Source organism: Leptolyngbya sp. AN02str, assembly GCF_050565595.1.
Lineage (GTDB): Bacteria > Cyanobacteriota > Cyanobacteriia > Elainellales > Elainellaceae > Kaiparowitsia.
This window is the reverse complement of sequence record NZ_JBNXVR010000023.1, coordinates 63,744-85,308: the sequence shown is the minus strand read 5'-3', so window position 1 is coordinate 85,308 and position 21,565 is coordinate 63,744. Positions and strand designations below refer to the sequence as shown.

17 protein-coding genes are annotated in these 21,565 nt (G+C 52.3%); 9 read left to right on the top strand and 8 right to left on the bottom strand.

Annotated features, from left to right (window positions below; genetic code table 11):
* Positions 1-288 precede the first annotated feature (288 nt).
* Entirely contained in the window at positions 289-4,287 is a 3,999-nt protein-coding gene (locus ACQ4M4_RS17490; protein WP_430685731.1) for a DUF4347 domain-containing protein, read from the top strand.
* 529 nt (positions 4,288-4,816) lie between these two features.
* Here ACQ4M4_RS17490 and ACQ4M4_RS17485 read toward each other — a convergent pair.
* The gene (locus tag ACQ4M4_RS17485) at positions 4,817-4,933 is read right to left on the bottom strand and encodes a photosystem II protein Y (RefSeq protein WP_430685730.1); all 117 of its coding nucleotides are present in this window, start codon (positions 4,931-4,933) and stop codon (positions 4,817-4,819) included.
* Between the two features lie 168 nt (positions 4,934-5,101).
* Positions 5,102-5,635: a gamma carbonic anhydrase family protein gene (locus tag ACQ4M4_RS17480; RefSeq protein ID WP_430685729.1), complete on the bottom strand. Its 534-nt coding sequence runs from the start codon at positions 5,633-5,635 to the stop codon at positions 5,102-5,104.
* 313 nt (positions 5,636-5,948) lie between these two features.
* Between ACQ4M4_RS17480 and ACQ4M4_RS17475 the strand changes: the two genes are divergently transcribed.
* From ACQ4M4_RS17475 to ACQ4M4_RS17465, 3 genes are all read left to right on the top strand, one after another.
* Positions 5,949-6,458, top strand: a complete 510-nt coding sequence (locus tag ACQ4M4_RS17475) for a TIGR02652 family protein (RefSeq protein ID WP_430685728.1) — start codon at positions 5,949-5,951, stop codon at positions 6,456-6,458.
* Between the two features lie 88 nt (positions 6,459-6,546).
* The gene (locus ACQ4M4_RS17470; protein ID WP_430685727.1) at positions 6,547-6,981 is read left to right on the top strand and encodes a VOC family protein; all 435 of its coding nucleotides are present in this window, start codon (positions 6,547-6,549) and stop codon (positions 6,979-6,981) included.
* Positions 6,982-7,046: 65 nt separating this feature from the next.
* Positions 7,047-7,592 (top strand): hypothetical protein, encoded by a 546-nt coding sequence (locus tag ACQ4M4_RS17465; protein ID WP_430685726.1) that lies wholly within the window; start codon positions 7,047-7,049, stop codon positions 7,590-7,592.
* Between the two features lie 99 nt (positions 7,593-7,691).
* Here the strand turns inward: ACQ4M4_RS17465 and ACQ4M4_RS17460 are convergent, their stop codons facing one another.
* The 4 genes from ACQ4M4_RS17460 to ACQ4M4_RS17445 all read right to left on the bottom strand — a co-directional run bounded on the left by ACQ4M4_RS17460 (position 7,692) and on the right by ACQ4M4_RS17445 (position 14,339).
* The gene (locus ACQ4M4_RS17460) at positions 7,692-8,267 is read right to left on the bottom strand and encodes a GNAT family N-acetyltransferase (RefSeq protein WP_430685725.1); all 576 of its coding nucleotides are present in this window, start codon (positions 8,265-8,267) and stop codon (positions 7,692-7,694) included.
* A 227-nt stretch (positions 8,268-8,494) separates the two neighbouring features.
* Positions 8,495-10,099: a DUF3370 domain-containing protein gene (locus ACQ4M4_RS17455; protein WP_430685724.1), complete on the bottom strand. Its 1,605-nt coding sequence runs from the start codon at positions 10,097-10,099 to the stop codon at positions 8,495-8,497.
* A 456-nt stretch (positions 10,100-10,555) separates the two neighbouring features.
* Positions 10,556-12,784, bottom strand: a complete 2,229-nt coding sequence (locus tag ACQ4M4_RS17450; protein WP_430685723.1) for a S8 family serine peptidase — start codon at positions 12,782-12,784, stop codon at positions 10,556-10,558.
* Between the two features lie 913 nt (positions 12,785-13,697).
* Positions 13,698-14,339, bottom strand: coding sequence for a DUF1361 domain-containing protein (locus ACQ4M4_RS17445; RefSeq protein ID WP_430685722.1), 642 nt, complete (start codon positions 14,337-14,339; stop codon positions 13,698-13,700).
* Between the two features lie 229 nt (positions 14,340-14,568).
* On the opposite strand from ACQ4M4_RS17445, the gene ACQ4M4_RS17440 reads away from it, so the two are divergent.
* Together ACQ4M4_RS17440 and ACQ4M4_RS17435 are read left to right on the top strand one after the other, a co-directional pair.
* Complete coding sequence (locus ACQ4M4_RS17440; RefSeq protein ID WP_430685721.1) at positions 14,569-14,853, top strand: hypothetical protein; 285 nt, start codon at positions 14,569-14,571, stop codon at positions 14,851-14,853.
* Between the two features lie 314 nt (positions 14,854-15,167).
* Positions 15,168-15,290, top strand: a complete 123-nt coding sequence (locus ACQ4M4_RS17435) for a hypothetical protein (protein WP_430685720.1) — start codon at positions 15,168-15,170, stop codon at positions 15,288-15,290.
* Between the two features lie 186 nt (positions 15,291-15,476).
* Here ACQ4M4_RS17435 and cobW read toward each other — a convergent pair whose 3' ends face one another.
* Entirely contained in the window at positions 15,477-16,541 is a 1,065-nt protein-coding gene (gene cobW / locus ACQ4M4_RS17430; RefSeq protein WP_430685719.1) for a cobalamin biosynthesis protein CobW, read from the bottom strand.
* Between the two features lie 234 nt (positions 16,542-16,775).
* Here cobW and ACQ4M4_RS17425 point away from each other — a divergent pair, with 234 nt between their 5' ends.
* The 3 genes from ACQ4M4_RS17425 (at position 16,776) to ACQ4M4_RS17415 (ending at position 19,550) form a co-directional block, all read left to right on the top strand.
* Positions 16,776-17,762: an o-succinylbenzoate synthase gene (locus ACQ4M4_RS17425; protein ID WP_430685718.1), complete on the top strand. Its 987-nt coding sequence runs from the start codon at positions 16,776-16,778 to the stop codon at positions 17,760-17,762.
* Positions 17,729-19,150: a 2-succinylbenzoate--CoA ligase gene (locus ACQ4M4_RS17420; RefSeq protein ID WP_430685717.1), complete on the top strand. Its 1,422-nt coding sequence runs from the start codon at positions 17,729-17,731 to the stop codon at positions 19,148-19,150. Before ACQ4M4_RS17425 ends, ACQ4M4_RS17420 begins: the two co-directional genes overlap by 34 nt.
* A gap of 106 nt (positions 19,151-19,256) precedes the next feature.
* Entirely contained in the window at positions 19,257-19,550 is a 294-nt protein-coding gene (locus ACQ4M4_RS17415; protein ID WP_430685716.1) for a YggT family protein, read from the top strand.
* Positions 19,551-19,695: 145 nt separating this feature from the next.
* On the opposite strand, the gene mrdA is transcribed toward ACQ4M4_RS17415, so the two are convergent.
* Positions 19,696-21,501 carry a penicillin-binding protein 2 gene (gene mrdA / locus ACQ4M4_RS17410; protein WP_430685715.1) on the bottom strand — a complete coding sequence of 602 codons (1,806 nt, stop codon included), beginning with the start codon at positions 21,499-21,501 and terminating at the stop codon, positions 19,696-19,698.
* Between the last annotated feature and the right edge of the window lie 64 nt (positions 21,502-21,565).

Below are 21,565 nucleotides of genomic sequence, written 5' to 3'. Positions count from 1 at the left end.
TCGCAATAGTGCAGGCTTGAACGTTGGGTTTAAGTCGGTACGTATTTCGAAACAACTATCTATTTAGGAACGCTGCAATTTCTTCCTTGTTGAGACTACAGCCTGGGCGCGAAGTACAGGATTCACTGCTCTTAAGTTATTCGTCAGCGTTCCCATTTTTTTCCGCCACATGCATGGCTTGGGCCTATCTGAGGTGCCATTGCATGATGTTGCGGTCATTCATCGTCCCCCGGCTGACAGAGTGAGGCTCACTCGCGTCCATAATCTGCTGTTTAAGAGGCATTTACTGTGCATATTTCTTCCTTCCAACATCTTCTGCTGGTTGACCCATCCGTCAGCAATGCTCAACAGCTCATTGTCGCAGTTCGCGAGCATGTGACTGTCGTTGTTCTTGAACCCAACCAATGCGGGATTGGGCAAATTTCGTCTATTCTTGCGACCTATCGAGATCTTCACAGTGTTCATGTTTTGACCCATGGACAACCCGGTCGTTTACAGCTGGGTTCCACTGCCTTAACCCATACGAGCTTGGGTGAGCATGCAACGGCGATCGCCCAATGGTCTCATGCGCTGGCACCGCAAGCCGAAATTTTGCTCTATGGTTGCAATGTTGCGGCTACCGCCGAAGGGATTAATTTTATCCATCATTTGGCTGAACTCACTGGAGCGGCGATCGCAGCCTCCAGTACTCTTGTTGGTGCAGCCTCGCTCGGCGGTAATTGGGAGCTTGACTACAGCACCCGCCCCATCACCACAGCTCTTGCATTTCAGGAAGAGGCGATCGCCTCCTATGCTGGAGTGTTGGCAACCGCGTTCCCCAACCTGCTCTACGCCAACGTTGGCAATGTTCTCTACACTCTAGATACAGCCACTGGGCAAGCAACGCAGGTTGGCACACTCGTTGCTGGAAGTGCCGCGATCGCGCGTGAATCAGTTACAGGCCGTGTCTACTACATCACCAATGCATCTGGGGGTGGCAATCCGGCTGGCACAGTCGCCTATTGGGATCCCACTACCGAAACCAACACCGTTCTCTCACAGTCTGGGCAAACTAGCTTTGTCAAACTAGCGCAGGCGCCCAACGGCACGATTTATGCCGCCACCCTCGGTTCTGCCGAACTGTTTACCGTGAACGCCGATACTGGAGCCATTTCGACGGTGGGAACGATTACCGGAGGGACTCCTACGTTTCCCAATCCACCGGGTACAGGAGACATGGCGTTTGATCCAAACGATCCTAATAGCCTGATTATCTCAACTTACTTTGACAATCCCAACGTTGCTGGCACAACGATCACGCTGCAACTGTATCGTGTCAACCTCACCACGCTACAGGCGACCTACATTGGCGATACAGGCCTGGTTGGCAACGATGGGGCCGGTTCGCTGGCCTTTGGGTCTGATGGTCAGCTCTACGTCACCTCTCCAGATGGAGATGGCAACGTTGGTTCAGGAGAAAACAACCTGTACCGCATTAACCTCACCAACGGCCAACCGACCTTTATCGCTCAGACTCTGAATGCAAATGGTGGAGGTACGCTGCGGTTCAATGACTTTGGTTCTCTGCCAACTCCTACCCCGACGATTGATATCGAGGTCACATCCTCAGACAACACCACGACGGTGACCCCCGGCCAGCAAGTTACCTACACCATCACGATTACCAACAACAGCACCGAGTTGGATGTGATCAACATTCCGGTGAATGTGACCCTGCCACCCGGCATTATCAACATTACGTTGAATGGAAACCCGGCAACCAACAACATTACTACAGAGATTCCCGGCCCTCTCACCCCCGGTCAATCCACAACCATTACGGTCATTGGTACGGTCGATCCAACGATTAATCCCAATACAACACCGCCAACAACGTTGACGACCACGGTAACAGTGCCGCCCATCCCAGGAATCAATGAACCAAATTCAGGGGACAACACTGTTACTGATGTCAATACGCTTGTACCAGCTGGAACGAATCAGCCGCCCGTCACGAATAACACATCCGCAGAGGTGACACCCGGCGCCCCTGTCCAGATTCCGGGAATTTCTGCGTCTGACCCCAATAATGACACGATTACCAGCTTTACAATTGTGCAGCTTCCCCCGACTGCCCAAGGGCAACTCTTTATTGGTAATCCTAGCCAACCAGGGGCGATCGCCATTACCAACCCCAACACTGTCATTACGGCTGCGCAAGCAAACCAGCTCTTCTTCCAGCCGGCAAATGGCTTTACGGGTGCTACCTTCACCTACACCGCTACCGATAACCGTGGCGGAACGGATCTAACCCCAGCCACGGTAACCTTATCCCTATCCGATGGCCAGTGTCTTCCTGGAGAGGTCATTAACGGTACAGCCAACAACGACAGCTTGGTCGGAACGAACAATCGAGATACCATCTCCGGCTTTGCTGGAAATGACACTATTTTTGGTGGTGGCTGCCCTGACCTGATTAACGGTGGCGATGGCAACGATCTGCTCCGTGGCGATAGTGGCAGCGACACCATCTTGGGCGGTACCGGGAACGACATCATTTTTGCTGGCATTGGCAACGATGTCATTCTAGGTGAGGCTGGCAACGACCGCATTGGCGGTGGCGATGGCAATGACTCGATTCAGGGAGGCATTGGCCAAGATACGCTGTTTGGCTTCGGTGGCAACGATACGCTGTTTGGGGGAGCTGATAACGATATCCTGCGTGGAGGCGATGGAGCTGATATTTTGCAGGGCGACGCCGGGAATGACACGATTCTTGGTGAAGCAGGCAATGATGTCATCCGTGGTGAGGATGGGGATGACCTATTGCAGAGTGGTGCTGGGAATGACACCATCTTTGCTGGCCTTGGCAATGATGTAATCCTGGGTGAAGCTGGCAACGACTTTATCGGCGGTGGAGACGGAAACGACTTCATTCGGGGTGGCGATGGGCTAGATACGCTGTTTGGCCTCGGCGGCAACGATACGCTGTTTGGGGGAGCCGACAACGATATCCTGCGTGGAGGCGATGGAGCTGACTTTTTGCAGGGCGATGCCGGGAATGACACGATTCTTGGTGAAGTAGGCAATGATGTCATCCGTGGCGAGAACGGGGATGACCTATTGCAGGGTGGTGCTGGGAATGACACCATCTTTGCCGGCATTGGCAATGATGTGATCCTGGGTGACGCTGGGAACGATCGCATCGGCGGTGGCGATGGCAACGACTTTGTTCGGGGTGGCGATGGGCTAGATACGCTGTTTGGCTTCGGCGGCAACGATACGCTGTTTGGGGGAGATGACAACGATATCCTGCGTGGAGGCGATGGAACTGATATTTTGCAGGGTGATGCTGGGAATGACACGATTCTTGGTGAAGCAGGCAATGATGTCATCCGTGGTGGAGACGGGGCTGATCTATTACAGAGCGGTGTTGGGAATGACAACATCTTTGGTGGGATTGGCGACGATACTATCCTGGGTGAAGCGGGGAACGACCGCGTTGGCGGTGGAGACGGCAATGACTTTATCCGAGGTGGCGATGGTCTAGACACGCTGTTTGGCTTCGGCGGCAACGATACGCTTTCGGGAGAATCTGGCAACGATGATGTTCGAGGCGGAGATGGTGTCGACGTTATCTTTGGTGGTCAGGGCAATGACACGTTACTGGGAGAAAATGGAAACGATCGCATTCGAGGTGGCATCGATGCTGATGTGCTGCTAGGCGGCAGTGGAAATGACACGTTGTTTGGCGATGCTGGTAATGATGTGCTTTTGGCGGGGGCTGGTAACGATGTGCTGGTCGGTGGCGAAGGCAACGATACGTTGGTGTCGTCTGGTGGTGGCACAAATGTGTTGACTGGAGGCCCAGGTGCCGATCGATTCTCCTTTTTGGGAATTAATCAGGAAGATGCCCTGGCCCAATCTCGGGTGGGTGAACTGGATGAAATTACAGGAATTAACTTTGAGGGTGGCGATCGCATCTCCTTCAGCTTTACCAATAGCCTTGTTGCGACCAATAAGCCGACTGGCCTGTTTAACGCGGGTGTCGTCAACGGAGTGGACTTGACCCAAGCCGCGATCGCAGCCTTTGCTGACAAAAACCAGTTTGACGCCGGGGCACAAACCTTATCTGCAAATGAAGCTGTCTTCTTCAACTGGCAAGGCGTGACACACCTAGCCGTGAATAATGACAATGCAGCCTTTGACGCAGGAAGTGATTTTGTGGTCAAAATTTCGGCCATCAACTACTTCCGCTTGGCTGCAACGACCGCAGGCGTGCTGAACGCAAACAACTACTTTGTCTAAGCGCGATCTAATGGCGGCGTGCCTCTTGCAAAGCCAAAATCCATTTGTGGACTCTCCATTGTGAAAGCCTGAGCAAGACACTGGAGTGAACTGTGGGTTTAACTTTGGCGGGATTTATGCAGTTGAATGATGTTTGAGGCGCTTAGCGCCCCAAACATCATTCAAACCCCTGGTTTTTCGGATGAAGTGCATCAGTTCTATCTGAATCAACAAGATGAAAGGGAGTCACCGTTTGCGTGGGCTCCCTTTCATTCCTGTTAGGGCCGTTCTTTCAACGTGGGTTTTCCTAGCAGTTATGTAATTGCTGATACCGAGATTCTGAGACTGCAACAGGACTTACGCATGTGTGTTGTGGGTGGGGTGCTTCGCACCCCACCCACAACACACCAGATTTAGTGGACTTGCGTAAGTCCATTGCAACTTTAAAGCAATGGTCAATATGAGAAATGCATGAAAAATGCCGAGTGCTCATATGAGCGCTCGGCATTTACGGAAAATTGCGTCGGGTTGCTTGGGTTGGAAGCTCTAACTAGGAACGCTTCAGCAAGGTTTGAACTTGCTTGAGAGCAGCCTGCGCAATGTTGTAGCCAGCCCAACTTGCTGCCAGAATGACGGGCAATAACACAACAAGTACACGCCAGTCCATCTCAGATCCTCCCCTTAAGATTTATAAAAGGTTCTCATACTCTTACATTATTATTTGGAATGCCCATTTGGCGCAATTATCCGGCAAAAAATTGTGAATTCTTCTTCCTTCAGATAGGAGAAAAATGAGAAATCATGTTCTGTTTTGTGAGGAATTGGGGTGCTGGTGTTAGGTCGGTGAGCCTGTTGATGGGTAAAAGCCCAGGTCGGTACCGTTTCCGGCATGCACTTGGGCCAACGCTGCGTAGCGTTTTGCGTGGTCAATCAGGTCGGCGGCTTCTTCCTCTGAAAGTTGGCGCAGCACCTTGGCTGGAACGCCTACGACGAGCGATCGCTCAGGTACATCTTTCGTGACCACCGAGCCCGCCCCCACAATGCTGCCCGCCCCAACCCGAACTCCATTGAGCACAGTTGCGCCGATGCCAATCAGACTGCCTGCTTCCACATGGGCACTGTGAATGACTGCTCGGTGCCCAACGGTAACGTAAGCTTCTAGCACCGTAGGCAGCCCCGGATCGCCATGGAGCACTGCTCCATCTTGCACATTGGTATAAGGCCCAATCACAATTTGCTCTACATCGCCGCGAACAACAGCCCCATACCACACGCTTGAGCCTTCAGCAAGGGTAACTTGGCCCATTACCGTTGCATTTGGAGCAACAAAAGCTGCCTGAGACACATCAGGGGGTAACCAAAAAGACACGATCGCACACTCCAACCAACAAGGATAAATTTGTGAAATGGCAACCGTTTGAGATGGCAACCGTTGCCGAAACCATCAGAATACGACTGAACCTGAATATTTGGACAGAAGGTCGGGCATGATGATGGCGGTTGATGAACGTCGGCTGCAATATTGCAGATTCAGGAGGGTTTAACCCTTACTTGATGAGGCTGTGTGCCGGATTGTTCAAATCTCGATAAATTCAACCCTTGAGAGAAACGGGCTAACGAGCATAGGGAGTATAATGAAGCCACCGTGGATATGATGTGGAGATTACGCCGGTAGCGATCGCATGATGAATCTATCTCAACAGTATCCGATCTTTGGACCGGAGATTCAGTGCCCTCACTGCCGCCAAACCATCCCGGCGTTGACGTTGACCGATACTTATCTCTGTCCACGGCACGGCGCGTTTGAGGCAAACCCCGACACAGGTGAGCTTGTGCACCTACAGTCAGGCCGCCATTGGCGACGGTGGAACAATGAGTGGTATCGCCAGCATACCCATCCTGATGGCATTCGGTTCGAAATTCACGAAGCGCTGGATCGTCTATATACCCAGGGCTATCGAGCCACGCGGGTTATTATTGCCCGCCGCTATCAAGACTTAATCAGCACCTATTTGGAGCGCAGCACCCCTTGGCGCGGCCAAACTGACTCGTCTCGTCCGCGACTGTATGGCCTTCCTGTGGAATTTAGCCCTGATCCGAAAGATGAGCCCTGTTGGGATGTCATCAATTTTGACTTGGAAAAGGAGCCTGGGGCTCCAGTTCGCTATCCCTACTTCCGCCTTTTTGAATAAAGATGCGTGTTCGTTGTTGGATTAAGTGACCTGGCGATCGCCCCCTCGTTTAACCTGTGTTTCTTCCTTTTGCTCAACTCGCGCATTTATGCACCACGCTTCGATTCGCACTGCCGATATCTTTCGGGCGATCGCCTTTTACGAGCGTCTGGGCTTTACTGTGTGCGAACGATTTACCGCAGGCACTACGTTAGCTTGCTGGATGGAAGGTTTGGGTGGACGCATTGAACTAATTCAAATTCCCCAGCCACGCCCCGCTGCTGATGCCTTTGGGGACGAACACTACACGGGTTACTACCATCTCTCATTTGACCTGACGGCCCACACTAATGATCTGCCCCACTGGCTCGAACAACTGCGCGCCAGCTTCGAGGCCGCTAGTCAAGAGCCAACGTCTTCACTGAAGCCGCTCAAAGTCCTGCTGGAACCCACTCAACAAATCATTGGCGATCGCGTCTACGAAGTCACCTTCATTGCTGACAGCGACGGTCTCCCGCTAGAGTTTATCCGTGTCATGTCTTAATCTGCAGCCTAACTTCTAGTTAGGTAGCTAAATTCCTGGTTAGTAAGCTCTTTTTCTAGTCGATAATGGTTCAACCCTGCTTTGATCTTGAAGCACCAATTATTCCTGGAAGTTCTGCGGCAGGTTTTTCACTAGGAATGCGTTTGGAAGAAATGAGTCGTGTGATAGCGACAGCAATAATAGAAGAGATGCGCCCAGGATTCAATTCTGTTAAAGCCGTTGAAAACTGTAGAGATGTTTTGTACATCAAAAATAGGAACTGGTCTTCCTTACACTATGCCAATGATGCAGTTCGGTTAGACTTCAACAGCCATGGTGAACTGTGTAATATCTTCTTGTTTGCAGGCTATTTGGGCTGTCTGTTCAACTCAATTACGATTGGTAGCTCAATGCATGACGTGAAAGCAAGAATGCCAATTTTCTACGATGATTCAGACGAAATGTTCTATCCAGATTGGGAGGCTCAACCAGACTTACCGTATGGTATTGCTTTCATCGCCAGTGAAGATCCAGATGAGAAGAACCAGGAGTGGGATGTTTTAGGATTCAGTGTTCATGATTATCAACATCAACGCCATTCAATATTACTAAATGGTTTGTGGGCGCGATAAACCCCCCGTTGGAACAGCGGAGCAGAGATGATTAGCTGCGATGTGTAGTATTAGCCACTGCTTAACTAAACCGCTAGCCCGCCATAATTTTTGGGATCTCTACATCCGTCGGGGTCTGCGGGGTCGTACTCGCTCTGCCTTGTCACGTTCATAGGCAATGAGCCGACCGTAGAATTCGTGCTTGCTCAGGTTCATGGAGAGGTAGACGTGCTTGCGAGGATTGCTGAAGCCCTTGCGAGTAAAGAACTTGATGGCGGGCGTGTTGGCTGGGTCGGTATCCACCAGCATAATGCGCACCCCTTCCTCAATCATGCGCTCCACAATTTTATCGACGAGCTTATCGGCAACGCCGCGCCGCTGAAACTGGGGCGACACACCCAGCCAAATGATGTATCCATACACCCAGGTGGCTTTGTTAAAGACGGTTCCCAGCACAAAGCCAGCCACCTGATGATCAACCTCGGCTACCAGGCAATATTCTGGATCGGTGTTGTACTGGCCAATGACCTCCCACTCATCCCAAGTGCGATACAGATTGGGGTATAAATCGCTGGTGAAGAGAGCCTCGCCCAAGTGAAACACCGGGGCAATGTCGTCGATTCCCATTTCTCGAATGATGACGCCGCTGGTGTGGGCTTGACTGGAAGTAAGTTGGTTTGTTTGATCTGATTCCATAACAGCATTGGCAGGCAAAGCAACTTTACCTACAGATATCGCGATCGCCCGATGGATTTGGCTACAACTGTTTTGACAGTTGCTTTGACAGCTCCTGCAAAGCCAAGAACTCAGAAAATGCCGTCCATTCGTGCTTGATGCGCTGTAAACATGACAAGCGCATTGGCTTGGTAAAAGCAAGCGCTGCCATCTGCATCATATGCTAGCAATGCCCCTAATTGGCTTGCCTAGTCGTTGGGCACCAGAGTATCGATCGCTTCGGGAAGCGCAGGCTGAAGGCTGGTTGGTTGGCTGCTGAGCACAGGTGCACCGTCAGAATCGGGATTGGGAATGGTGTCACCATCCAACGTTTGCACTGTCAGCACTTGGGGTGGCGTGGCATCGGGCGGGTAGAAGAAATCAACCTCAACCTCGCGGCGATCGCCCTGGCGCAACTGTAGCGTGATCAACGGTTCGCCCTGTTGCCCCCGACGCTGCACCACGTGCACATAGCGGGTTTGCAAAACGCCCCAATCGTTGCGATAGCGCAAGCGAATAGTGCCCCGATAAAAGATTCGGTCTTGCGGCGGGTTCAGAAATCGCAACCCTTGGCCGCGCAACTGCTCGTCTTTAATCGGCGTTTGAAACAGAATGGCAACCTGTCGTGGGCGATCGCTGTCATTTCTGAGCGGCAGCCTCAGGTTGTAGTGCACCCCATAGTTGCCATGGGAGCGATACGCTGTATCCGAATAGCGCTGAAGCATCGGGGCACTTTGAATTTGCCCGGTTCCCAGCGTATTGTTATCAACCGTGCTAATCGCAAACGAAATAGCCTCACCCGGTTCTGGAATGGTGAGATGGCTATCGCGTTCCGAGTCTGTGAGGAGCGCTTCCCATCGCGACCCTTGAGATACCCCTGCAACGCGACCATAGAAGAATCTCCCCTGCCGACGCGCATTCGGCGGACTGGGGGCGATATCCCGTGGGCCTGCCAAGTTTCCTTGGTCGAGCAATTCCATCCACTCAGCCAAAGATGGTGCACGCTCCACCCCCGTGCTGGTGACCTTTGCGTGCATGCCTAAGCTGGCAATGTGGACAGGGCCATCGCTGGACAAATACATTTGTGCGGTGCGCCCGTTAATGGGCAGCTCTCGGCGAGGAGGCACCGCTGCCGCACCGGGCTGTGGTTCGCCAGGAAAAGGGTTCAATGCTTCGGCGGCATCAAGCCCAACATCTTGAGGAAGAGGCGCACCATTGCGAAATAGCTCTAGGCTGCGCAGCGGAATGGGCAAATTCGCCAGCAGTTGAGTTGAACCTGGAGCAAGCACAATGCGCTCGGGAATAATGCCCTGACGAACGCCCCGAAGCATATCGGTGGTGGTACGACTGCCCGGCCCAGCAAATACCGAGCCGTTGGAATTCAAAACGTAAGAGGGTAGGTTGTGAAAGGGGGCTTCTTGGCTGAGATAGGTCACCGCTTGCAGCACATCGACCGTGACGGGCCGATCGCTGGGGTTGTGCAGCAAGATGCCAATGAATAAGGTTCGCACATCGTTGGGGGTTAACCCTCGGGCAATGTGATGCGCAAAAATGTCAAACCGTCCTTCAAAGGTGTGCTCTAGATGGGCTGAGGGCGATCGCCGTCCATCTTTTGGAAAGGTTGAAAGCAAGATGCCTGCTTGCTGCACAACTTCGGGGCTGTTGCTATTAAAAACGGGAACTTCATCCAGTTCTCCGGGCAACGCCCGCACTTCTTGCGGTTGCAAAATCGGCTGAACAACCGGAGGTGGGAGGACAGGTGCAGGCTGGATAAGAACTTGGGCAAGCGGGATCAGCGGCAAAAGCTTCAGCATGAGCAATCAGCGAACCTGTGACGTGTGAGAACATGTGGGGGGCTAATGGCTGAATGAGCAGTGTCTAAGTAAGCCTGCTTAATGTTTGTTGTATTTTTATGCCGATTCCTAACATATCATTACAAGGTACTGTCGATGACTAACATCTGTGCGAAATGCTAGAACGCCATCGGCTAAGGTCAAACCCTGATTCGCAACACTGCTAAACCATGTGCAGTCCATTGCCCCGCTCTTGGAAGAGTGCACCCCACTTCTAGGCAGGCCCGCTTAGAGTACCCATCTCTTGCCCAATCTTCACAAACAGTCTCAGGTATCTAAAGTCTCTGTAGAAGTTTATACACTAGATTCCTGCATGAATCGTTGAACAATCATGCAGGAATCTAGGAGCTTTCAGCCCCTGGTAGCACTGCTCTGCCCCCAAAGCGCGATCGCCCAGTAGGCTACCTGTTTCTGCCGCTACGCCTGCAAAATAAAATCACCCGCCAGCGGCTTGATTCCCGTTGACAATACGGCAAATGCCGCACCGGAGCCGAGTCCGGCTTGTCCTCCATTGGCATTGTAAAAAATGCGGCCACTGGTTTGGCTATGCACAATCAACGCGGCACTGCCAGCTACCGCTCCATCGTTTGCCACACTGGCAAATTCGCTGCCAATGCTAAACCCATAGCCAACGATACTTTTGAGTGCGGCAAAGCTAGTTTTACTCAACACAATGCGATCGCTGCCACTCACAAAATCTGTCACGGTATCCAGGCCAAAACTCATTGGATTAAACGCCGCGACAGACTGAAATACAAAGCGATCGCCTCCTTTGTTCCCCGTTAGAGTGTCATTCCCCACGCCGCCCCATAGGGTGTCGTTACCATTCGCGCCCTGTAGTACATCATTTCCGGCATTACCTGCCAACCAGTCATTGTCTGCACCACCGTTCAGCGTATCGTTGCCGCCAAACCCGTTTATCATGTCACTTCCTCGACCACCACGGAGCCAATTGACCGCAGCATTTCCTCTCAGCACATCGTTCCCATCCCCTCCAACAGCATGTTCAATCACGGTAGTGGGGGTCATACTCAAGCTCTGCCCCGCAATTAGACTCGTGCTGCCAGGAGCCAGATCAACCACAGAGCCGTTCGTCACAGCTGCCGCATTCAGCGTATCTACCCCGCCTGTGTCACTCAGCGAACTGCGTCTTGGGTCATCTGCAAACGTGCCGAATTCATCGGTATAGACATAAGTTGTATTTGGCTGGACGGGACTGCCGTACAGGTTTAACGTCCAGTTTTTGAGCATACCTGTGTCGTTTTCCAGGTCATCGCGAACGGCCAAAGTCCATTGACCTGTGCTGCTCTCGCCCCAGTAATGGGTTGAGCTAAACGTATACTTCAACCCGCTGGTGTCCGAGGCTGGGGGTTTGGCCAGCAGGATGCTTTGTGTACCCTTGGGCGATGTCAAAGTAACCGTTAGGTCGCCAATGTACGTGTGATCTAGCTCCAGTGTTACCTCAACATGCTCCAGCAAGAATCCGTTTGCGATCGTGATGCTATCTGACACACTGCCCAAATCAGGAATGGCAAGATTGGGCGTGCGGCTAGCGCTCCGCTTTTGCTCGTTGGCCAGTGTGTGTTGTAAGGTCCAGGTTTCTGCCAACCGCACCGCCGCCAACGCATTCACCAAACCAAAGCCATAGTCATGGCTGACGTGCAGCCCTCCGCCGTTCCAGTTGGTGGCTCCATTAAGTGCCCATCCGGGACTGGTGGCATCGGTTTGGCGAGCCGTGTAGGCCAAAATAGTTTGCACATCGCGATACCCTAGCCTGGGATTGGCCTGTAGCATGAGCGCTACAACGCCTGAAACCATGGGTGCCGAGGCCGATGTTCCACCAAAGTTGGTTTCGTAGTTAGTGGTGGTGTAGCCACTGGAACCCACCCGATCGATGGTGAGGATGTTGTCAGTGGTTTGATCGCCTCCAAATGCTGATACCAAGAGATTGGCTCCGGGACTGCTGTAGGAGGCATAACTACCGACATGGTTGAGGGCGGCAACAGCGATCGTAAATCGAGAGTTTTCTAGATTGTGATAATTTGCACTATCTCCATCGCTTCGGTTGTTGCCGCCAGCAAATACAATCACGGTTCCCCGACCATTGCGCCCGGTTGCTACCGCCTTGACCAGTGCCGCTTGCAACGGTTGAAAGATGGGCTGCAAAAAGTTATCGCTAAATGATGCGATGTATCCCCAACTGTTATTCACGATGTCAAAGCTGGCCATTTGGTTCAGGGCATCGGCTGTGTCGCTCAGGGCTGTGGCACTGTCATAGTCCATGCGAATGCCTGCCAAAGTGGCCTCAGGGGCGACGCCAATGCCGCCTTCTCCGTTTCCTTTTTCGGCTCCAATGATGCCGGCCACAGAGGTTCCGTGGTTGTCGCTCACGTTGCTAGGCTCTGGGTCGCTATCTTTTTGGGTGGCGTCGTAATCGATCGCCATGTTGTAGTTATCGTTGATTTCGGAGTGGGTGTAGTCCACGCCATCATCCAAAATGGCGACGGTAATGTTTTGCCCGGTGTAGTCGTTCCAAACGGGAACAACATTCAGATCCATACCGGGTGTTCCGCCGGTTTGTCCGGTGTTGAGCAAGTACCACTGCTGGTTGAACAGCGGATCACTAGGAAATAAGTTGGTGCTCATAGGCTTGAACGGGGAGGGCAGCGTTGTTTGAACAGACGGGCGGATAGCATTTCCCTTGGGGAGGGGCATGCTTTAGCGATCGCATCGCCACATTGTTGGGCTTGGTTGAGACGGGGATGCAGCGCAGGATGGCTGCATGCGCTTGGACAACCTAACTGAGCGGTTGGTTCGTACCAACTGCTGACGGTTCATTTGGAGATTGTGTGGGCCTAGGCTGTGCTAGATCCAGGAAAAACGCACGTAATGTTTGTGCAGAGATGTCAACCCTAGAATCTATGACCGTTAGAACCGATGCATTTTGTGCAACGTTTTGAGGTTTGGGTGCGGTTTGCCGTTAGTGTTGTTTACGACAAATGAATGCACTGCATGAGTTTCTAACTGGCTTAAGCGCTGTTGTAATCGGGAACAACAAGATTGAATGAACCGAAATCAATTCCGGTTTATTTAACCTTCAACAACGCTATGTAGATGAGACTGTGAGTAAAAACGACACCGCTGATGCGCCATGACTATAGCAAGTTTCATTCAACTTGGGTACCGGGATAGAGGGTGGCGATCGCAACACCACAGTCATGACCAGTTAGACAGGTTGAAGATGCAACAGCATACAAAATTGCAAAACCGTTTGTTACTCAGAACTTTGTTTTAAGGGGGGTAATTTTTTATTAGTCAGAATATATGGAAGCGGTGTCTAAAAATTAAGAGTTGGGGTTGTATCATTTATAACAAAGCGAAGCTTTCGTTCAACAAAGCTTCGCTCTAAATGACATGGCTTAAATTTCTCTGGCGATATATTTAGTGATAGATGCGTCCGCGTGAAGCAGATGTTGAGACGAACTCAATTGCACGGTTGTTTGCATACACGATTACAAGGTATGCACTGCGGCTTCTACGTTGTTACGCGGCGTCCCATTTAGCCGAGTCCATCATCTCCCAAGCGAGTGAAGCGGTATCGAAGGTATAACCCTAGCGTAATTTGTTTCATGATCCAATAAAGTACCGTCAGGATCAGAAATGTAATGAGCATGACGACGATGGGCTGTTGTGAGGTGAGATCATCCAACGTGCGTGCAAAGATTGTGCCGGGTTCTGTGACTAAATCCCAACTGTTGTAACGGCGAAATCGCCCCAAGTAAATGCCGATCGCACAGAGGGCATGGGTAAGAAGTTCACACACGGAAATCCAGTGCTTTACCCCCTGCTGCTTGAGGTAATAGCTTTGGTTGATCAGGGCAATAACATAAGCTTCGAAGCCACTTAAAATTGCACTGACATGCAGTGGAATGACCAATAGTGCGATCGCCCATGCATCATATCCGCGCTGGGTGCCGCGAATGAGATGAATGATATCGGTGAGCATGTAGGGTGCATTTGGCAAAAAGGCAATGAACACAACAAAGAGGCTCCACCACACGAAATTGCGACGTGGCGGGGCATAGCGAAACAACCAAAAACTAAGGGCCAGAGGAATAAAAGCAAGGAATAAATTCCATAAGATCCAGCCGTTGTAAACGCTCAACAGTCCTTGCAGTGCACGCTCAATTCTCGCTTCCATGACTCTGTCTGTTAACCAACTGATAGACTGCGCTTAATCTAAAGTAGCCTCTACATTCAAGGAATGAATACATCAACCTGGATCATCGTCACAGCTTTAAAAACTGGGCTCAATCATTAAGCAAAGTTGGGTTGACGATTCCCTGTGTTGGAAATACATCTTGTGCACCGCCGATTCCATGCTGCTGCAAAATTAATATGCAAAATTCACAAAATAGCGGCGTTGACTCGTGGAATTTATCGCTGAATTGCTTCAGGTGGATGGCGCAATACCAGCTCAACAGAAACAGCGTTCAGAGCAACAGAAACAGCCCAATCTCCTAAGCCGATGGGCGAGAATTGGGCTGTTGAGCTTGATTAAAATTTACCTAAGAATTACCGATCTCTACAGCGTGCAAAAGCAGCACAACGCTACGAATACGGCGAAAAACTCACCAAAGTCATCAACAAAAAACAAGCATTTACTGCAGAATGTGCAAGAAAATGCAGTTTATAACGGGTTTCAGGTTGTATGATGACAATCAAAGGTTCACAAAGTCTTTTGCAAAAGAGTGCTGAGGATAGTCATTCGAGCCTGAAGAGTGGTTGAGGTGCTACGAGGACATGGCTTTTTCTAGCCACCTGCTTCTCCTCCTTGCAACTTTGTGATTAGTGGTTGTTACTCCTGTCTTTTCCCTGGCAATACCAGGGATTTTTTTTGTCTTTTCGCACATCTTGTTTGCAATGTGGGTGGTCGTTTTGACTGCTACTGAGGCTGGCCGACTTTGGATACAAAGACTGCAGCAATGATTCCGTAGCTTGCAAATAAAATAAGGGCGGCAATCATGGTATGAACTCCTTGAAGTTAGCCGGAAGTCGTGTGGCGGGTTCACGTCTGATCGTTGAAGAGGCGATCGCCCATGCCTCTACGGTATTACACAGTTTAGGGGTTGCCATCCCCCAAGTTGGGTGATCCATCCGGGGGATGCGGACTCTCTAGCGATAGAGTTCAGGTAATGAACCTGAGTTTTGGATAAGCTGAAGTGCCTATTTTTGCGTGCGCGTCGCGCACGCAAAAATAGGCTTTTCTGAGGGTTGCGCGTCGCGCAACCCTCAGAAAAGCTCTTAACCGAAACTGACATTCATGAGGTTTTGGCCACTAGCGAGCGCTGAGCTGAGTTTCAATATGATGCTGATCGATTCCACGGCCAATAAATACGAGGCGTGTTTCCTTGGCTTCTTCTGCACCCCACGGGCGATCGTAGTAGTGCTCTAGGCGATCGCCCACCCCTTGTACCACCAGCCTTAGCGCCTTATTGGGAACGGATACAAAGCCCTTGAGCCGATAAATTTCCTGCTGTTGGATCAGCATTTTGAGCTGTTGGAGCAACGATTCGGGTTCAAAGCTGCGATCGAGCTGAACGTGAACGGAGATAATGTCATCGTCGTGATCGTGCTCTTCTTCGTGATCGTGGTGGCTGGGGCGTTGCTCTAAATGATCTTCGACCGCAGCGTTGTAACCCAGCAAAATGTTGGGATCTACCTGGCCGCGATCGCTCTCGACGAGTTTGACCGCACGAGGCAACTCGGCCTGCACCTGAGCCTTGACCTGATTCAGCTCTGCCGCATCGACCAGATCGGTTTTGCTCAACATCACCAAGTCAGCACAGGCAAGCTGATCTTCAAACAATTCCTGAAGAGGCGTTTCGTGATCCATGTTGGGATCTTCTTGACGCTGGGCTTCTAGAGCGGCCAGGTCGGCGGCTAGAGTTCCACGGGCAACGGCTTCACAGTCCACCACGGTTACCACACCATCCACGGTGGCTGCATTGCGAATTTCGGGCCAGCGAAAGGCTTTGACCAGGGGTTTGGGTAGGGCTAGTCCCGATGTTTCAATGAGGATGCAATCCAGGCTGTCGCGCCGCTTGAGCAGCTCTAGCATGGTGGGCAAAAATTCTTCTTGTACGGTGCAGCATAGGCAGCCGTTTGTGAGTTCTACAATTTCGGGTTGGGTCGGTGTGACAACACGGCCCTCGGTTCCGGGGTCATCGTCACAAACCTGGCACGATCGCAGCAGCTCGCCATCAATTCCCAGTTCACCAAATTCGTTTACTAATACGGCAATGCGGCGTCCCTGATTGTTTTGTAAAACATGGCGAATGAGGGTTGTTTTGCCGCTGCCTAGAAAACCGGTAACGATGGTGACGGGAATTTTTGCTGCCATAGGTTTGAAGATGGGTCCAGGTCTGTAAAGGTTCGTGAGATTCGAGATATAGATGAGATTTGATGAGATTGAACGGTGGTGAGATGCTGGATGGAAAGATAGGCTTGGCGTTTGGCCTTATTCAGTCTACGGTGTCTTTGGTGATTCGCCTACCTGGTGATTTTCCTACCTGGGTGATTTGTGGAATGGGTGTTTTATTGTGCGGGAACTGGCAACGGTAAATTTGGCTTGACTGTGGCAGAGAGGATTGCATTCCAGTTTCGGGTTTATCAGCGGCCATTTCGCCAGTCGCTGCAAACTCAGTATGGAAGCTGGTCGGTGCGAGAGGGACTGTTGCTGCGACTGGAGATGGGCGATCGCATTGCATTTGGTGAAATTGCGCCGCTGCCTTGGTTTGGGAGCGAATCGTTGGATGAGGCGATCGCTTTTTGCACGAAGCTCGGTAGCACCATCACCCCAGCGGCGATCGCCCATATTCCTGACTCGTTGCCTGCTTGCCAGTTTGGCCTGGAAATGGCACTGGAGCAGCTACTACAGCCGAAAACGTGGTTAGTGCAACCAGAAGAACCGGCCTCGGCACGCTTGCTGCCCTACGGGGATGATGACATGCGTACCCGGTTTGACGGGGAACAAGGCTGCACCACCTGGAAGTGCAAAATTGGAGTTTTACCGCTCCAAGAAGAGCTGCTCAGGCTTCCCCATCTCATCTCGGTATTGCCAACAGCGGATTCAAAACTGCGGCTTGATGCGAATGCTAGCCTTAATTGGGAAACGGCCTGCGCTTGGCTAGAAGCTTGTGCTGCTTACCCTCAGATCGAGTTTTTAGAACAGCCGTTGCCGACCGATTGCCTGGATCAGATGCTGGCGTTGAGCGATCGCTTTCCCACCCCAATTGCGCTGGATGAATCGGTGGCGACTGTTGCTCAGCTGCAGCAGATCTGTGAGTGGGGTTGGCACGGTATTGTAGTGATCAAGCCAGCGATCGCCGGATCGCCTGCACAACTGCGGCAGGTTTGTCATGCCTACCAGCCAGATGTGGTGTGGTCATCGGTCTTTGAAACGGCGATCGCCCGTCGCTATTTGTTGCAATCTTGGATTCCCTCGGTGGCGGCTCCAACCCGCGCTTTGGGATTTGGTACGCAGCATTGGTTTGCCGATGAGTTTGGAATCGGGGTCGATGAATGGATATGGCAATCCCTCCCATCCCAATCGAGTGCGTGATTCAGCAGCGGCTGACAGAAGATTGGGTGATTGGCCTGGGAGATCATGATTTGTCGGCTCTGGTGCAGCAGCGGCTTGAGGCGATCGCTCCCTCCACTGCTCAAACCCTCGTTTTGCTGGCTGAACCCGATCCGCTGCAAACATTAGCCGCGATTTTGGCGGCAGGGATGGCGCAGTGTTCAATTGCGCTGGGCAATCCGTTGTGGACTGTTGATGAATGGCAACAGGCGATCGCGCTAGTGCAACCGTCGCATGTGTGGGCAGATGTTGATCTGCCGCTTCCAGCACTGTGGAATCGGGATGCCTTGAAACAGAACGATGGCGATCGCCCCTGGCCTGCTTCCCTCCAAAACGAACCGCTGATTTTGATTCCAACGGGGGGTTCCTCTGGCCGGGTGAAGTTTGCCATGCACACGTGGGATACGCTAGCAGCATCGGTTTGGGGCTTTCGGCAACACTTTGGGTGCGATCGGGTCCATGCGTGCTGCGTGCTGCCGCTTTACCACGTCAGTGGCTTCATGCAACTGTTGCGAAGCCTCCTCACGGGCGGATCGCTGGCGCTACATTCCGCTAAGGCCCTGACCGCTGGAGAATTACCTGCGATCGACCCAGCACATTATTTTCTATCCCTCGTGCCGACCCAGCTTCAGCGCCTATTGCAACAGCCAGCCCTAGTGGGTTGGCTACCGCAGGTGCGCACCATTTTGCTGGGAGGAGCGCCGCCTTGGCCTGCCTTGTTGGATGAGGCCCGCCAGCACCATCTCAACCTAGCGCTAACCTACGGGATGACTGAAACAGCCTCGCAAATTGTGACGCAACATCCCCACGAGTTTTTTGCGGGGCTGGCTAGCTGCGGCACCCCCCTGCCTCATGCCCGCCTCTCGATTCGCGATGCAGCCGGAAATCCTTTGCCGCAACATCGCGTAGGGACGGTTCATGTACAGGCGACGTCGCTGATGCTGGGCTATTTCCCGCAGCCGTTTGCCCATCCTTGGTTCGCCACGGATGATGTGGGCTATGTGGATCATGCTGGGCGGCTGCATGTGGTAGGACGCAGTAGCGACAAAATTATTACGGGTGGTGAGAATGTATTTGCGGGCGAGGTGGAGGCGGCAATTCGAGCGACACACTTGGTGCTAGATGTGGTGGTGCTGGGGATGCGCGATCGCCACTGGGGAGAAGTCGTGACTGCCTGCTACGTGCCAATGCACCCAACGGTGACGGTGCCTGAACTCGCCGAGGCAGTGGGCGATCGCCTCAGCCGCTACAAATGCCCAAAACACTGGATTCTGCTGGATGCCATTCCACGCAATGCTCAGGGCAAGGTCAATCGTGCTGTGCTACAGTCAATGGCTGCAACGGCTTACCAAAATCTTGAGAAAACGTGAAAGTCCGGTGGGATCGCATGGCTAACCCAACTGGACGATCTCAACATCTAGCAAACTGCTGTAATCTAAAACGTAAGTTTGAAACGACCCCTCGTTGACGCATCCTATGAATAGTCCTGTTGCTTTAGTTGCCCAGTCGCTGAGTATTTTCCTCAACATTTACTTCGTACTCATCATCGTACGGGTTCTGTTGAGCTGGTTTCCCAACATTGACTGGTATGCTCAGCCGTTTGCTACGGTCAGCCAGTTAACGGATCCTTATCTCAATCTCTTCCGCAGTTTCATTCCCCCGATTGGTGGGTTAGATATTTCTCCCATTCTGGCCATTTTTGTGTTGCAGTTTGCTACCCAAGCGTTGACTGCTGTTGCCGCTACGACTGCAACGACCATGCCCTTCTAGCCGCGATCGCATAGACAAAACGAGGGCTCCATAGAACCTGTACAACATCCTCAGTGGATGCAATCTAAAGTCTAGATTGCATTCACTGAGGCTTGTCATAGTGAGTTGATTATTCTAAGTTGGCCATCTTGAGATGGAGATGGGACTAATCCGACACAACAGATGCCGTTCCGGCGGCCTGGGTGGGTTGTTTGTTGTTGAAATGGGTTTCCATCACTTGACGGACGATTGGGCCAGCAACTTTGCCACCACCGCCCCCCGAGTTTTCAACAAATGCCACGACTACAATTTCTGGATTGTCTGCCGGGCCATAGGCCCCAAACCAAGCGTGAGTATCGCGCGGTGGATCTTCGGCAGTCCCGCTCTTGCCTGCTAGTGGCGGGATATTCCCGCCCCGTAGGGCTCCCCCGGTTCCGCTGGTCACTACTTGCCGCAGGCCGCGCTGCAGGCTTCTAATCGTCTCCGGTTTCAAGTTCAGCGAACGCCGCCAGGTTCGGGCTTCCTCCCGATCTTTGAGCAGGTGCGGGGTGACCAAATCTCCCCCATTGGCAGGCACGGCAAACATAACGGCTACCTGTAGCGGAGTTGCCTGTACGGCACCTTGGCCAATCGACATGTTAATGGTGTCGCCTGCATACCAACCTTCCTCAAAGACTTCGCGTTTCCAGGCTTCGTCAGGCACCAGACCGCTAGATTCTTCACGGGCCAGCTCAATGCCAGTCTTGCGGCCAAAGCCAAACCGCCTTGCCCATTCGATCAGCGTTTCTTCACCAATGCCCATCCCCACCTGACCAAAAAAGGTGTTGCTGCTCATGGCCATGGCGCGCTCAAAGCCAATCGAGCCAAAGCCTGCCCGGTTCCAATCCCAAAACTGAATGCCACCCACCAGTAGATAGGCCGATGAGCGTAGAACTGTTGAGGGCGAATATCGACCGGATTCAATTCCGGCTGCGGCAGTGACGACCTTGAACGTACTTGCCGGGGGAAAACTTTGTAGGGAACGGTTGAGAAATGGGTAGGAGCGACTTTGCAGTTGCGTCCACTGATCGTCGGTAATGCGGCTGGAAAAGATGTTGGGATCAAAAGCAGGACGGCTAGCCATCGCCAAAACAGCCCCGTTGCGGGGATCGAGGGCAACAACGGCACCTTTGCGATCGCCCAAGGCCGTTTCTGCGGCCCGCTGCAAATTCAAATCCAGCGTGAGCTGAACGGTGTTTCCGGCTTGGGCCGGTTTTTCGCCCAACACGCGCAGCACGCGGCCTGCTCCATCCACCTCCACCTGTTGACCACCCCATTCGCCCCGAAGCTGCGATTCAAATGCGGCCTCGACTCCCATTTGACCAATCAAATCACCCAGCCGATAGCCGTCCGCCTCGCGCTCGGCCAGCTCTTCGTCGGTCAGTTCGCCCGTATAGCCCAACACGTGGGCTCCCAAATCACCATTGGGATAGTAACGAACTGCTTCTCCTTCAACCTGTACGCCTTTGAGTTCCAGGTTGTACTCTGCCAGTTTTGTGATCTGCTCAGGGCTGATGCCGCGAGCAATGCGCAACAGCGAGGGAGAATTGTATCCAGCCTGCCGCAGTAAGCTGCGAATGTTTTGTGGTGGAATTTTGAGAATATTGGATAGGCGCTCAATGATGGGTTCCCACTCTTGCTCGCGGTTGGCAATGGGCCACAAAAAGACCGAGTAAGATAGGCGACTGCCCGCCAAGGTTTTACCGTTGCGATCGATGATGCGACCCCGCTCGGGTTGCTTGGGCATCAGCCGAATACGGTTGCTGTCGGCTAGTTGACGGTTGTATTGCCCTTGCACCAGTTGCAGATAAAACAGGCGGGCTCCCACGCCTCCTAGCAGCACCAAGGTGATAGCTAGCATGGAAATGAGGGCCTGATATTGCTTGCCAACGGTGCGATCGCTATTCTTTTGAGGGTATTGAGAAAGAGCCATACGCCGTGATATCTGAGCAAGATAATGAGTGGACGAATGTGGAGCAATATGCTCACAACCTCAA

What these genes read in the sequence shown, in the direction of transcription:
- ACQ4M4_RS17470 (WP_430685727.1), top strand. Translation starts at nt 6,547, where the DNA reads ATGCACCACGCTTCGATTCGCACTGCCGATATCTTTCGGGCGATCGCC.
- mrdA (WP_430685715.1), bottom strand. Translation starts at nt 21,501, where the DNA reads ATGGCTCTTTCTCAATACCCTCAAAAGAATAGCGATCGCACCGTTGGC.
- ACQ4M4_RS17475 (WP_430685728.1), top strand. Translation starts at nt 5,949, where the DNA reads ATGATGAATCTATCTCAACAGTATCCGATCTTTGGACCGGAGATTCAG.
- ACQ4M4_RS17455 (WP_430685724.1), bottom strand. Translation starts at nt 10,099, where the DNA reads ATGCTGAAGCTTTTGCCGCTGATCCCGCTTGCCCAAGTTCTTATCCAG.
- ACQ4M4_RS17420 (WP_430685717.1), top strand. Translation starts at nt 17,729, where the DNA reads ATGGCAATCCCTCCCATCCCAATCGAGTGCGTGATTCAGCAGCGGCTG.
- ACQ4M4_RS17485 (WP_430685730.1), bottom strand. Translation starts at nt 4,933, where the DNA reads ATGGACTGGCGTGTACTTGTTGTGTTATTGCCCGTCATTCTGGCAGCA.
- ACQ4M4_RS17435 (WP_430685720.1), top strand. Translation starts at nt 15,168, where the DNA reads ATGAACTCCTTGAAGTTAGCCGGAAGTCGTGTGGCGGGTTCACGTCTG.
- ACQ4M4_RS17450 (WP_430685723.1), bottom strand. Translation starts at nt 12,784, where the DNA reads ATGAGCACCAACTTATTTCCTAGTGATCCGCTGTTCAACCAGCAGTGG.
- cobW (WP_430685719.1), bottom strand. Translation starts at nt 16,541, where the DNA reads ATGGCAGCAAAAATTCCCGTCACCATCGTTACCGGTTTTCTAGGCAGC.
- ACQ4M4_RS17415 (WP_430685716.1), top strand. Translation starts at nt 19,257, where the DNA reads ATGAATAGTCCTGTTGCTTTAGTTGCCCAGTCGCTGAGTATTTTCCTC.
- ACQ4M4_RS17445 (WP_430685722.1), bottom strand. Translation starts at nt 14,339, where the DNA reads ATGGAAGCGAGAATTGAGCGTGCACTGCAAGGACTGTTGAGCGTTTAC.
- ACQ4M4_RS17460 (WP_430685725.1), bottom strand. Translation starts at nt 8,267, where the DNA reads ATGGAATCAGATCAAACAAACCAACTTACTTCCAGTCAAGCCCACACC.
- ACQ4M4_RS17465 (WP_430685726.1), top strand. Translation starts at nt 7,047, where the DNA reads ATGGTTCAACCCTGCTTTGATCTTGAAGCACCAATTATTCCTGGAAGT.